At 71.7% G+C, this 13,745-nt stretch carries 9 protein-coding genes; 2 read left to right on the top strand and 7 right to left on the bottom strand.

Annotated features, from left to right (window positions below; all coding sequences use genetic code 11):
• From ilvC to ACFTZL_RS28560, 5 genes are all read right to left on the bottom strand, one after another.
• Positions 1-893 (bottom strand): ketol-acid reductoisomerase (ilvC, locus tag ACFTZL_RS28580; RefSeq protein WP_382588331.1); only part of this gene is annotated, 893 nt, incomplete at its 3' end.
• A gap of 121 nt (positions 894-1,014) precedes the next feature.
• A complete protein-coding gene (gene ilvN, locus ACFTZL_RS28575) occupies positions 1,015-1,539 on the bottom strand; it encodes an acetolactate synthase small subunit (protein ID WP_010048631.1) in 525 nt (174 codons plus the stop codon).
• Between the two features lie 21 nt (positions 1,540-1,560).
• Entirely contained in the window at positions 1,561-3,405 is a 1,845-nt protein-coding gene (locus ACFTZL_RS28570; protein ID WP_382588329.1) for an acetolactate synthase large subunit, read from the bottom strand.
• Positions 3,406-3,636: 231 nt separating this feature from the next.
• A complete protein-coding gene (locus ACFTZL_RS28565; protein WP_382588327.1) occupies positions 3,637-6,651 on the bottom strand; it encodes a putative bifunctional diguanylate cyclase/phosphodiesterase in 3,015 nt (1,004 codons plus the stop codon).
• Positions 6,652-6,993: 342 nt separating this feature from the next.
• The gene (locus ACFTZL_RS28560) at positions 6,994-7,944 is read right to left on the bottom strand and encodes a 2-hydroxyacid dehydrogenase (RefSeq protein WP_382588326.1); all 951 of its coding nucleotides are present in this window, start codon (positions 7,942-7,944) and stop codon (positions 6,994-6,996) included.
• 77 nt (positions 7,945-8,021) lie between these two features.
• Here ACFTZL_RS28560 and ACFTZL_RS28555 point away from each other — a divergent pair, with 77 nt between their 5' ends.
• A complete protein-coding gene (locus ACFTZL_RS28555) occupies positions 8,022-9,020 on the top strand; it encodes an aldo/keto reductase (protein ID WP_382588325.1) in 999 nt (332 codons plus the stop codon).
• Positions 9,021-9,130: 110 nt separating this feature from the next.
• On the top strand, positions 9,131-10,336 hold the full coding sequence (locus tag ACFTZL_RS28550) for a PQQ-dependent sugar dehydrogenase (protein WP_382588324.1): 1,206 nt from the start codon (positions 9,131-9,133) through the stop codon (positions 10,334-10,336).
• 21 nt (positions 10,337-10,357) lie between these two features.
• On the opposite strand, the gene ACFTZL_RS28545 is transcribed toward ACFTZL_RS28550, so the two are convergent.
• A complete protein-coding gene (locus ACFTZL_RS28545; protein WP_382588322.1) occupies positions 10,358-10,540 on the bottom strand; it encodes a DUF6191 domain-containing protein in 183 nt (60 codons plus the stop codon).
• A gap of 49 nt (positions 10,541-10,589) precedes the next feature.
• Positions 10,590-13,634, bottom strand: a complete 3,045-nt coding sequence (locus ACFTZL_RS28540; RefSeq protein ID WP_382588332.1) for an AAA family ATPase — start codon at positions 13,632-13,634, stop codon at positions 10,590-10,592.
• Positions 13,635-13,745: the final 111 nt, after the last annotated feature.

Here is a 13,745-nt window from a genome sequence, read left to right as displayed (position 1 = left end):
CCGCCGTGGTACTCGTCCATCCACTGCTGGGCGAAGGTGCCGTCCTGGATCTCGGCGAGGACCTTCTTCATCTCGGCCTTGGTGGCGTCCGTGATGATGCGCGGGCCGGTGACGTAGTCGCCCCACTCGGCGGTCTCGGAGATCGACCAGCGCATCTTCTCCAGGCCGCCCTCGTACATGAGGTCCACGATCAGCTTCAGCTCGTGCAGGCACTCGAAGTAGGCGATCTCCGGCTGGTAGCCGGCCTCGGTCAGGGTCTCGAAGCCCGCCTTGACCAGCGCGGCCGTACCACCGCAGAGAACGGCCTGCTCGCCGAAGAGGTCGGTCTCGGTCTCCTCGGTGAAGGTCGTCTTGATGACGCCGGCGCGGGTGCCGCCGATGCCCTTGGCGTACGACAGGGCCAGCTCGAAGCCGTTGCCGGTGGCGTCCTGCTCGACGGCGGCGATACACGGAACGCCGCGGCCCTCCTCGTACTGGCGGCGGACCAGGTGGCCCGGGCCCTTCGGGGCGACCATGCAGACGTCGACGCCGGCCGGGGGCTTGATGAAGCCGAAGCGGATGTTCAGGCCGTGACCGAAGAACAGCGCGTCGCCGTCCTTCAGGTTGTCCTTGATGTGCTCCTCGTAGACCTGGGCCTGGATCGGGTCCGGGACGAGGATCATGATGACGTCGGCCTCGGCGGCGGCCTCCGACGGGCTCACCACGCGCAGGCCCTGCTCCTCGGCCTTGGCCTTGGACTTGGAGCCCTCGTGCAGACCGACGCGGACGTCGACACCCGAGTCACGGAGCGACAGCGCGTGGGCGTGGCCCTGGCTGCCGTACCCGATGACCGCGACCTTGCGGCCCTGGATGATGGACAGGTCGGCGTCGGCGTCGTAGAACAGCTCGGCCACTTTGGGTTCTCTCCTCGGGAGTGCAGGTGTTGCGTCCCACCGTATGACGGGGGGCGGAAGGGAAGTCTGAGGGTCTCGGAATACGGGCGGCCGACGGCGCGCCGACCGCCCGATTCAGGTCTTACGCCGACCGGTCCAGGGCGCGCAGCGACCGGTCCGTGATGGAACGGGCGCCGCGGCCGATCGCGATCGTGCCGGACTGGACCAGCTCCTTGATGCCGTACGGCTCCAGCATCTTGAGCATGGCGGACAGCTTCTCGCCGGATCCGGTGGCCTCGATGGTGACGGCCTCCGGGGAGACGTCGACGGTCTTGGCGCGGAAGAGCTGGACGATCTCGACGATCTGGGAGCGCGTCTCGTTGTCGGCGCGCACCTTCACCAGGACGAGTTCGCGCTGCACCGCCTGCGACGGCTCCAGCTCGACGATCTTGAGCACGTTGACGAGCTTGTTGAGCTGCTTGGTCACCTGCTCGAGCGGCAGGTCCTCCACCCCCACGACGATGGTGATGCGGGAGATGTCGGGGTGCTCGGTGACACCGACGGCGAGCGAGTCGATGTTGAAGCCGCGGCGGGAGAACAGGGCGGCGATCCGGGCGAGGATACCGGGCGTGTTCTCCACCAGGACGGAGAGCGTGTGCTTGGACATCATCTGCTTCCTTTACGGCTCTCAGTCGTCTTCGTTGTCGCCGAAGTCGGGGCGGACGTCCCGGGCGGCCATGATCTCGTCGTTGGAGGTGCCGGCGGCGACCATCGGCCAGACCATCGCGTCCTCGTGGACGATGAAGTCGACGACGACCGGGCGGTCGTTGATCGAGTTCGCCTCCTCGATGACCTTGTCGAGGTCGTCCGGGGACTCGCAGCGGATGGCGTAGCAGCCCATGGCCTCCGACAGCTTCACGAAGTCGGGGACGCGGGTGCCGCGGGCCTGAGGGTTGACGTCGTCCGGACCGGAGTGCAGGACGGTGTTGGAGTACCGCTGGTTGTAGAAGAGGGTCTGCCACTGGCGGACCATCCCGAGGGCGCCGTTGTTGATGACGGCGACCTTGATCGGGATGTTGTTCAGGGCGCAGGTGGTGAGCTCCTGGTTGGTCATCTGGAAGCAGCCGTCGCCGTCGATGGCCCAGACGGCCTTGTCCGGCGCTCCCGCCTTGGCGCCCATGGCGGCCGGGACGGCGTAGCCCATGGTTCCGGCCCCGCCAGAGTTCAGCCAGGTGCCCGGCTTGTCGTACTCGATGAAGTGGGCGGCCCACATCTGGTGCTGGCCGACGCCCGCCGCGAAGATCGTGCCCTCGGGTGCGAGCTGTCCGATGCGCTGGATGACCTGCTGCGGGGAGAGCGAGCCGTCGTCGGGCTGGTCGTAGCCGAGCGGGTAGGTGTCGCGCCAGCGGCTCAGGTCCTTCCACCAGGCGCTGTAATCGCCCTGGTGGCCTTCGCTGTGCTCCTTCTGGACGGCCTGGATCAGGTCGGCGATGACCTCGCGGGCGTCCCCGACGATCGGCACGTCGGCGGCGCGGTTCTTGCCGATCTCGGCCGGGTCGATGTCCGCGTGGACGATCTTGGCGTAGGGGGCGAAGCTGTCCAGCTTGCCGGTGACGCGGTCGTCGAAGCGGGCGCCGAGGGCGACGAGCAGGTCGGCCTTCTGCAGGCCGGTGACGGCGGCCACGGAGCCGTGCATGCCGGGCATGCCCAGGTGCTGCGGGTGGTCGTCGGGGAACGCGCCGAGCGCCATCAGGGTGGTGGTGACGGGCGCGCCGGTGAGCTCGGCGAGGACCTTCAGCTCGGCGGTGGCCTTGGCCTTGAGCACGCCGCCGCCGACGTACAGCACGGGCCGCCTGGCCTGGGTGATCAGCTTGGCGGCCTCGCGGATCTGCTTGGCGTGCGGCTTGGTCACCGGGCGGTAGCCGGGCAGGTCCATGGCGGGCGGCCAGGAGAAGGTGGTCTTCGCCTGGAGGGCGTCCTTGGCGATGTCGACCAGGACCGGGCCGGGGCGGCCGGTGGAGGCGATGTGGAAGGCCTGGGCGATGATCTGCGGGATGTCCTCGGCCTTGGTGACGAGGAAGTTGTGCTTGGTGATCGGCATGGTGATGCCGACGATGTCCGCCTCCTGGAAGGCGTCCGTGCCGATCGCCTTGGACGCCACCTGGCCGGTGATCGCGACCAGCGGCACGGAGTCCATGTGCGCGTCGGCGATCGGGGTGACCAGGTTGGTCGCGCCGGGTCCCGAGGTGGCCATGCAGACGCCGACCTTGCCGGTGGCCTGCGCGTAGCCGGTGGCGGCGTGACCGGCGCCCTGCTCGTGCCGGACCAGGACGTGGCGCACCCTGGTGGAGTCCATCAGCGGGTCGTAGGCCGGGAGGATCGCACCGCCTGGAATGCCGAATACCGTGTCGGCGCCGACCTCCTCGAGAGAGCGGATGAGGGACTGCGCGCCCGTCACCTGCTCGGGGGCGGAGTGTCCTCCGGATCGGGGCCGGGGCTGCGGGTGATGGGCCCCGGTGGCCTGCTCGGTCATCGGCATTCTCTTCTCAGATGCTGAGGGTTTTTTGCGAGGTTTGTGCAGTTTTCGGCTGCTGCACACAGGGCGCCTGTGCAACAAAAAACCCCTCGTGCCATAAGGCAAGCGAGGGGAGCGCGCCGGGTGGAGTCGCTGAGCGGTCGAGGCTCAGCGTCAGCCGACGCGCTTTCCAAGTACGAGAATTCGGGTGCGCATGGCACAGACCCTCCCCCCGGCACACACTCACTGTCAAGTGGGTGGGACGGGAGTCTCATTATGTGAGCGTAGGGCCGTACCGCCTCCGATGACGGCGGACACTCCCGAGCTGTACACCCGCGGGGCGCCGCCCGCGAACGCCGGCTCGGCCGGTCCGTTCGGCACCGGATAGTGACCGGAAGCGAGTGCCCGGCGCAGCCGGTACTCGTCGAGCGGTCCGGAGAACGCCATGCCCTGCCCGTGCGTGCAGCCCATCGCGCGCAGGGCGACGACCTGCTCGGGCAGGTCCACCCCCTCGGCCACGGACTTCAGCCCGAGATCGGTGGCGATGCGCAGCAGCCCACTGGTGATCTTGTACAGCCGGGCGGACTCGACGACGCCCTCGACCAGACCGCGGTCGAGTTTCAGGACGTCGACGGGGAGCCGCCTGAGGGCCGTGATCGCCGCGCAGTCGCTGCCGAACCCGTCGAGCGCGATCCGGACGCCGACCCGCCGCAGGGCGCCGAGACGCCGCTCCAGCTCGTCCGGCGAGACCCTCGGGCCGGTGTCGGACAGCTCGATGATCAGCGACCCGGACGGCAGCCCGTGCCGCGTGAGCAGCGCCTCGATCGAGCCGAGCGGCATCGACCGGTCCAGCAGCCGGCGGGCGCTCATCCGGACGACGACCGGCACGGACAGACCGGTCGCCTGGCGCTCGGCGGCCTGCTCGACGGCCTCCTCGATCATCCACCGGCCCAGCTCGGCGGTCTTGTCGCTGTCCTCGGCCACGCGCAGGAACTCCGCCGGGGTGAAGAGCACCCCCTGCGAGGAGCGCCAGCGCGCCTGCGCGGACACCGAGGTGATCCGGCCGTCCTCCAGGCAGACCACCGGCTGGTGCAGCAGGGCGAACTCGCCGTCGTGCAGCGCGGCCCGCAGGCGCGTGGCCAGCTCCGCCTTGCGTACGACGTCCTGCTGCATCTGAGGCTTGTACAGCTCGACGCGGCCCTTGCCGCCGGCCTTGGCGCGGTACATGGCCAGGTCGGCGTTGCGCAGCAGTTCGCCCGCGCCGAGGCCCGTTTCCGCGAAGGCCACGCCGATGGAGGCGTTGACCCGGACATCGTTGCCGTCGATGAGGTACGGCTGGGACAGCGTCGTCCTGAGGCGGTCGGCGAGTTCCACTATGTGCCGTTCCCGGGCGGCCCGGTCGCGGGTGTTGTCCCCGACGATCAGGGCCGCGAACTCGTCGCCGCCCAGCCGGGAGGCGGTGTCGCCCTGCCGGACCGAGTCCTGGAGTCTGCGGGCGGCCTGGACGAGCAGCTCGTCCCCCGCCTGGTGCCCGATGGTGTCGTTGACGGCCTTGAAGCCGTCGAGATCGATGAACAGCACGGCCGTGTTCCGCAGGGCCACGCCCCGGTCGGAGGCCCGGCGGCCCGAGAGCGCGTGCTGGACGCGCTTGGTGAACAGGGCGCGGTTGGGCAGGTCCGTGAGCGGGTCGTGCTCGGCGTTGTGCTGCAACTGGGCCTGGAGCCGGACCCTTTCGGTCACGTCCCTGCTGTTGAAGATGAGGCCGCCGTGATGGCGGTTGACGGTCGACTCGACGTTCAGCCAGCCTCCGTCACCCGAGCGGAAACGGCACTCGATGCGCGTAGTGGCTTCCTCGACCGGGTTGGCGGCGAGGAACCTGCGCGCCTCGTGCACGACGCAGCCCAGGTCCTCCGGGTGGATGAGATTGGCCAGTTCCGTACCCACCAGGTCCTCCGCCGAGCGGCCGTACACACCGGCGGCGGCCGGGGAGACGTACCGGAGGACGCCGCTGGGCGCGGCGATCATGATCACGTCGCTGGAGCCCTGTACCAGGGAGCGGAAGTGGTTCTCCTTCTGCGCCAGTTCCTGGGTGAGGGTGATGTTGTCGAGCAGCATGATGCCCTGGCGCACGACGAGCGCGAGCACGACCGTGCCCCCGGTCAGCAGGACCACACGGTCGACGCTGCGGCCGTTGAGGACGTTGTAGAGGATCCCCAGTGTGCACACGGCGGCCGCGAGATACGGCGTGAGGGCGGCGAGGGAGCCGGAGATGGGCCGGGTGGCCGGATACCGGCCGAGCTCGCCCCCGGGTGTGGGCGGCTGGTGGTGCGGGCCGCTGCGCTGCCCGGGCACGTGCTCGTGCACCACGCGCGTGTGCCCCGCCGTGCTCTGCCGGTCCGGGCCGTGCCGGTCGGTGTCCTGCGTGCGGGGCGCGGCCCACGGGGCGTACGCCAGGAGCAGCGAGCCGGCGAACCAGCCCGCGTCGAGGAGCTGGCCGGAGCGGTAGTCGTGGTGCATCAGCGGCGAGGTGAACAGGGCGTCGCACATCACGGTCAGCGCGAGCGCGCCGATGGCGGTGTTGACCGCGGAGCGGTTCACCGCGGACCGCCTGAAGTGCAGCGCGAGGACCATGCTGACCAGCGCGATGTCGAGCAGCGGGTAGGCCAGCGACAGCGCGATGTGCGCCACGCCGGGCCCTTCCGACTTCGCGGCCTGGGCGAGGGCGAGGCTCCACGCCAGGGTGAGCAGCGAGCCGCCGATCAGCCAGGCGTCCAGCCCGAGACAGACCCAGCCGGCCTTGGACACCGGCCGCTTGGCGAGCACGAGCAGCCCGACGATCGCGGGCGGCGCGAAGCACAGGAAGAACAGGTCGGCGTAGCTGGGGCTGGGCACGGGCAGTCCCAGAACCACCTCGTACCACCCCCAGACCAGGTTGCCGAGGGCCGCCATGGCCGAGGAGAGGCCGAACAGCAGCCAGGCCGGTCGAAAGCGGGTGCGGCGGTTGCGGGCGTAGAGGAAGCACGAGACGGAAGCGGTGGCCGCCGCGGCGCTCAGCCCGAAGTCGCCCATGATGAGGGCCACTTGATATGAGCCCCAGCCGAGCGCGGCACCGACGGCGTATCCCGCGCAGACCAGGGCGAGGACGAGTTGCAGGGCCAGGCCCGGCCGATGGCCGCGGGCCGGCGTACGGGGCAGCAGCACCCCCGGCGACGGAGGCTGTGCCCGCAGCGCTCCGTCCAGCATGGGGGTCGGCGGCGCACTCACCGGACCCTCCCGGGCCGTACTCCTTGATGGTGATCACTGTGGTGGGTGTGGTGGCCGCCGTGATCGGCGTGGTGACCGCGTCTGAACGCGGCCGTCCGCCAGGGTCGCCGCCGGCCGCCCCGCCCCGTCGGATCGCTCGTCCAAAGGCCGTGCATCGCCTGTCGCCCCCCTCACAGTCCGAAGTGTCCGTCCCCGGCGCCGAATTCCCCCGGCGCTGCCCCTGTCGGGACGATACACCAGTCTCGTCACTCAGGGACATAGGTTCTCTACTCTCCGTGACGATCAACAGATATATGAGTACCCACCGCACCCGAAGGATTGCGGACGGTACCCGAGGTCGATTCAGCCTGTTGATGCACCCGTCGTAAGGATCACGTTGCGCAGCGGCTCCCGGTTCACATAACGGTTCAACTGGTCCACCAGGAGCCGCTCGGCGCGCGGAAGGAACGCGGAGGTGGGTCCGCCGACATGGGGGCTGATGAGTACCCCCGGCGCACGCCACAACCGGTGTTCGCGCGGCAGGGGCTCGGGGTCGGTGACGTCGAGGGCGGCGGTGATGCGGCCGGTCTCCACCTCGGCGAGCAGGGCCTTGGTGTCGACGACGGGGCCGCGGGCCACGTTGACCAGGAGCGCGCCGTCCTTCATCCGGGACAGGAAGTCGGCCCCGGCCAGGCCACGGGTGGTCTCCGTGAGCGGCGTGGACAGGATGACGATGTCCGCTTCCGGGAGCAGGGAGGCGAGTTCGGTGAGCGGATGCACCGGACCGCGCGCCGTGGTGCGCTCGGAGCGCGCGACGCGCGCCACCCGCGCCACCTCGAACGGAACAAGCCGGTCTTCGATGGCCGCGCCGATCGATCCGTATCCCACGATGAGGACGTTCTTGTCCGCGAGCGCGGGCCGGAACCCGCCGAGCCACTCCCCCCGGTCCTGCGCGCGGACGAAGTCGGGGATCCCGCGCAGCGACGCCAGGATCAGCGCGAGGGTGAGCTCTCCGGTGCTGGCCTCGTGCACTCCGCGCGCGTTGCACAGCCGCACGCCCGGACGCAGGTGCCGCAGCCCGGGCTGCACGTGGTCGATCCCGGCCGAGAGGGTCTGCACGACCTCTACGTGGCTCATCTCCGGCATCGGGCGCACGCACAGCGGGCTGGGCTTCATGTAGGGGACGACGTAGAAGGCGCAGTCCGCCGGGTCCGCGGGGAAGTCGTCCCCGCCGTTCCAGTAGCGGTAGCCGGGACCCTCGGGGAGTCCCTCGATCTCGTCCGGCGGGATGGGCAGCCACACGTCAGCACTCATGCTCTGGAGGCTATGTCAGGAGCGTGCGACGGCAGAGGTTAGGTTGGGGTGGCCGGAACAGGGAGGGTCACGACCAGGTGGAGCGCAGGACGATCGGCGCGGCGGCGCTCGCGGTGGGGGCCGTCGGACTCGGGTGCATGCCGATGAGCTGGGCTTACGGCACGTCGCGCCAGCGTGGCGACGAGTCGCTCAGGGCGGTGCACCGGGCGCTCGACCTGGGCGCTTCCCTGCTGGACACGGCCGACATGTACGGCCCCTTCACCAACGAACTGCTGGTGGGACGGGCGTTGAAGGAGCGCAGGTCCGACGCGTTCGTGTCGACCAAGGTCGGTCTGCTCGTGGGCGACCAGCACATCGTCGCCAACGGCCGCCCGGGGTATGTGAAACGGGCCTGCGACGCCTCGCTGCGGCGCCTCCAGACGGACGTCATAGACCTCTACCAGTTGCACCGGGCCGACCCGGAGGTGCCCGTCGAGGAGACGTGGGGCGCGATGGCGGAGCTCGTCCAGGCCGGGAAGGTGCGGGCGTTGGGCCTGTGCGCGGTCGGCGCGCGGGCCGGCCGCCGCGGCGGGGCCCGGCTGCACGACGCGACGATACGGCAGCTTGAGCGGGTGCAGCAGGTCTTCCCGGTGAGCGCGGTGGAGGCGGAGCTGTCGGTGTGGTCGCCCGAGGCGCTGGAGACCCTGCTGCCGTGGTGCGAGACGCGGGGCGTCGGCTTCCTCGCCGCGATGCCGCTCGGCAACGGCTATCTGACCGGCAGGCTGCGGACCGGCGCGGGCTTCGAGGCGGACGACCTGCGCGCCCGGCACCCCCGCTTCACGGGCGAGATGATGGCCGCGAACCAGCCGATCGTCGCGGGCCTGCGGCGTGTGGCCCGCCGCCACGGCGAGCACGTCACCCCCGCCCAGGTCGCCCTCGCCTGGATACTCGCCCAGGGCCCGCACGTGGTCCCGGTCCCGGGCACGAAGCAGGAGCGCTGGGTCACGGAGAACGCGGCCGCGACGACCCTGCGCCTGACGCCGGACAATCTGCGGGAAGTGGCGGTGCTGCCCCGGGCTCAGGGGTCGTGGGACTGATCCGGGGCCGGGCTCCGCGGCCTTCGGAGCCTTCGGCACAAACCCGCCCAGGGCCCCCTGTTCCCGGTTCGGGGTTCGGCGATCGGGAACTTGTGAGGCGCGAGCGGTGTATGACAAGGAGAACCCGCCGCGTCGAAGGGACCATGATCGTGCAACGTCGAGCCGTGCCGGCCGTGTTGGCCGCCGCCGCGCTCCTGCTGACGGCCGGCTGCTCCTCCGACGGCGGAGGATCGTCCGGCTCGGACGAGGGCGCCTCTCCTGGCCGTACGACACCGCAGTCCTCCGCGCCGCCGGGGAAGGCCGCCGAAGAGACACCTCCCGCCAAGGGCTCGGTGAAGGTGGTGCGCACCGTCGCCGAGGGCCTGGACTCCCCCTGGGGCCTCGCTCCCCTGCCGGGCGGCGGCCTGCTCGTCTCCTCCCGGGACGACGGGACGATCGTCCGGGTCGACGAGAAGACCGGGAAGAAGACCGAGCTGGGCGAGGTGCCGGGCGTATCGGCCGCCGGCGAGGGCGGCCTGCTGGGCATCGCCCTGTCACCCGACTACGCCTCGGACCACATGGTCTACGCGTACTTCACCTCGGCGTCGGACAACCGCATCGTCCGGATGCTGTACGACGAGAAGAAGCCCTCCGGCGAGCAGCTCGGCGCTCCCGACACGGTCTTCAAGGGCATCCCCAAGGGCTTCATCCACAACGGCGGCCGGATCGAGTTCGGCCCGGACAAGATGCTCTACGCCGGCACCGGCGAGAGCGGCGACACCGGCCTGTCCCAGGACAAGGACTCGGTGGGCGGCAAGATCCTGCGCCTGACCCCGGAGGGCGAGCCCGCGCCGGGCAACCCGTTCTCCGGCTCGCCGGTGTACTCGTACGGCCACCGCAATGTGCAGGGCCTCGCCTGGGACACCAACCAGCGGCTCTTCGCCTCGGAGTTCGGCCAGGACACCTGGGACGAGCTCAACGCGATCAAGCCGGGTGACAACTACGGCTGGCCGGAGGCCGAGGGCAAGTCGGGCGACGGGGACTTCCACAACCCGATCGACCAGTGGACCACGGCCGAGGCGTCCCCCAGCGGCATCGCCTACGCCGAGGGGTCGATCTGGATGGCGGGCCTGCGCGGCAAGCGGCTGTGGCGCGTCCCGCTGAACGGCACGGAGGCCTCGGCCGAACCGCAGGCCTTCCTGGACGGCGAGTACGGCCGGCTGCGCACGGTGGTCCCGGCGGGCGGCGACCGGTTGTGGCTCGTGACCAGCAACACGGACGGCCGGGGCAGCCCGAAGGACGGGGACGACCGGATCCTCGAGGTGCGGGTGAAGTAGGCCGCTGGTCCTCGCTGGGGCCTAGTCCTCGTGGTCTTCCGGCTCCTGCTGCGGGCGTACGACGACCTTCCCGGACGCCAGGTCTATCGGCCCGCGTCCGGGATCACTGTCACCGGTGTCCTCCCGGGTCAGTTCCAGGCGGTTCTGCTCGTCGCGGGTGTGCTTGCGGCCGGGCGAGAACAGCTCCTCGAACACGTTGAACACGGTGCCTCCCTCGGCCGCGGCGACAGCGGCCTCCCTTACAGCGTATGCCTCAGCCCGCCGGGCGGGGCATGAGCGATTCGGCCGGAAACAGCCCCAGGCGGTGCGCCACCGCCGCCGCCTCGCCGCGCCCGGAGACGCCGAGCTTCGCCAGGATGTTGGAGACGTGGACGCTCGCGGTCTTCGGGGAGATGAACAGTTCCTCGGCTATCCGGCGGTTGGTGTGGCCGACGGCGACCAGGCGCAGTACGTCCCGTTCCCGGCTGGTGAGGCCGAGGGCCTCGGCGGGGTCGGCGGGGGCGAGGGCCGGTTCCGTGACGGGCGTGAGCGGGAGGCGGGCGCGCTGGGCGAGCGCGGTGGCGGACTCGGCCAGGGGCCGGGCGGCGAGGTGGCGGGCGACGGCGTGGGCGAGGCGCAGCAGCTCCGTGGCGCGGTCGCGCTCGTCCTCGCCGCCGTCCGTCAGCAGGGACTCGGCCAGGCGGTACCGGACGCGGGCGAGGTCGTAGGGCCGCTCCAGGGGTTCGAAGGCGGTCACCACCCGCGACCAGGTGTCCGGGGTGCTCCGGCCCTCGGCGCGGTGGAGTTCGGCGCGGACCCACTGCTCGTGGGCGAGCCAGACAGGGGCGTTGGTGGTGAGGCGCTTGGCGGTCGTGAAGATGCCGTCCAGGGCCTCCGCGCGGCCGTCCCGCGCGGCGGGCAGGGCCCGGGCGTCGGCCTCCGCGGTGGCCGCTTCGAGCAGCAGCGGCCAGGCGTAGCGCTGGGTGCCGGGCGGGAAGCCGGACTCCAGGGTGCGGGCCAGTTCGGCGCGGGCGTCGGGGAGGCGGCCCTCGGCGACGGCCACGGCGATGGTGAGGCAGGAGACCGGGAGGTCGTGCTGCGGCATGGGGTCGAGCGGGCCATAAGCGGCGCGGCCCTCGGCCAGGTGGCGGGCGGCCTCGGGCACCTGGCCGCGGGCGAGCGCGAGGAAGGCCAGGCTGTTGGCGCCGGAGCCGTGCGGCCCGGCCGTCTGCCCGCGCCGCTGGGCGTTGCCGGCGGCCTCGACGGCCTCGTCCCAGCGGCCCAGCGAGAGGAGCGACTCGGCGAGGTTGCTCCAGATCCAGGCCTCGGCGACCCGCAGGCCCATCGCCCCCGTGAGCCGCAGGCCCTCGCGCAGGATCTCGACGGACTCCTCGGAACGGCCGATGCCCTCGAGGACGGAGGGCAGGTTCACATGGCTGCGGCCCACGATCGGCGCGAGGCTGCGGGCGACCACCTCGTCCCTGACCTCGTACATGTGCGTGAGCCCGGCCTCGATCTGCCCGGCGTCGACCATGAGGCCGCCGAGGGTGAGCCGGGCGTTGGACTCGATGTCGTCGGCGCTCACCATGCGCGCGTACTCGACGGCCCGCTCGGCGGCCGTCAGGGCCTCCGGGCCGGGCTCGTGGAGCATCGACCAGTGGGCGGCCGTGGCGAGCACCTCGGCGTGCACCTCGGACGGCGGCAGGCCCCGGACCAGCTCCTGCGCGGTGGCGATCTCCTTCCAGCCGTCGCCGCGGGCGAGGCTCTGCACCAGCCGGGAGCGCTGGATCCAGAACCAGGCGGTGCGCAAGGGGTCGTCCTCGTCGTCCAGCAGGCGCAGCGCCCGCTTGGTGATCTTCAGGGCGCGTTCGCGCTCCCCGCAGAGCCGTCCGGCCACGGCCGCCTCGGCCAGCAGGTCGAGGTGGCGCAGCGCGGTGGTGGCCGGGTCGCAGCCGCAGGGAGGGTAGACCTCGGCGTAGTCGACGGGGCGCAGAGAGCCGCGTACGGCGTCGGGGGCGGCGTCCCACAGTTCCATGGCCCGTTCCAGCAGCCGCAGTTGCTCGGCGTAGGCGTGGCGGTGGCGGGCCTCGACCGATGCGTCGAGGACGGCGGGCAGGGCCTTGGCGGGGTCGTGGGCGTGGTACCAGTAGCTGGCCAGGCGGGCCGCGCGCTGATCGGCGGGGACGAGGGTGGGGTCGGTCTCCAGGGCTTCGGCGTAGCGGCGGTTGAGGCGGGAGCGTTCGCCGGGGAGCAGGTCGTCGCTGACGGCCTCGCGGACCAGGGAGTGGCGGAAGCGGTAGCCGTCGCCGCCGGGTGCGCGGGCGAGGATGCTGGCGTTCACGGCGGCCCGCAGCGCCTCGATGAGGTCGTCCTCGGCGAGCCGGGCGACGGCGGCCAGCAGCCGGTACTCGACGGTGGAGCCGCCCTCGGCGACGATCCGGGCCACCTGCTGGGCGGCCTCGGGCAGCCCTTCCACGCGGACGAGCAGCAGGTCGCGCAGGGAGTCGGTCAGGCCCGTGCGGCAGCCCTCGTGGCCGGCGACGGCGAGTTCCTCGACGAAGAAGGCGTTGCCGTCGGAGCGCTCGAAGATCGCGTCGATCCGGTCCGGGGCGGGTTCGTGGGCGAGGATGCCGGTGACCTGGCGGCACACCTCCTCGCGGTTGAAGCGGGCGAGTTCGAGGCGGCGGACGGTGCGGAGCCGGTCGAGTTCGGCGAGCAGGGGCCTGAGCGGGTGGCGGCGGTGGATGTCGTCGGAGCGGTAGGTGGTGAGGACGACGAGGCGGCCGGTGCGCAGGGTGCGGAAGAGATAGGCGAGCAGGTGGCGGGTGGAGGCGTCGGCCCAGTGCAGGTCCTCCAGGGCGAGGACGACCGTGTGGCCGGCGGCGATGCGCTCCAGGAGGCGTGCGGTGAGCTCGAAGAGGCGGGCCATGCCGTCCTCGTCGTGCCGCCCGGTGCCCGACTCGCCCAGCTCGGGCAGCAGCCGGGCCAGCTCCTCCTCCTGTCCGGCGGCCGCGGCGGCCAGCTCGTCGGGGAGTTCGCGGCGCAGGGCGCGCAGCGCGGTGGAGAACGGCGCGAAGGGCAGGCCGTCGGCGCCGATCTCCACACAGCCGCCGAGTGCGACCACCGCCCCCCGGCGGCGGGCGGCGGCGGCGAACTCCTCGACCAGGCGGGTCTTGCCGACTCCGGCCTCCCCGCCGATGAGCAGGGCCTGCGGCTCGCCCTCGCGGGAACGGGCGAGGGCGTCGTGCAGCGTGCCCAACTCCTCGGCACGGCCGACGAACACGGGGCTGACGGACCTGGTCTCCACGGCCCCGAGCATCGCATGCGCGTCTGACAGCGCGGCACCGGTTTTCCCGCGGACGGCCGGATCACCGGCCGGCGTTCCCGTACGAACGGCGGGTTCGCCGGCCGCCGCGTCGGTGTGATCGGC

The organism is Streptomyces sp. NPDC056948, assembly GCF_042674225.1.
Lineage (GTDB): Bacteria > Actinomycetota > Actinomycetes > Streptomycetales > Streptomycetaceae > Streptomyces > Streptomyces purpurascens.
The sequence above is the reverse complement of the archived record's forward strand: the minus strand, read 5'-3'. Positions and strand labels throughout refer to the sequence as shown.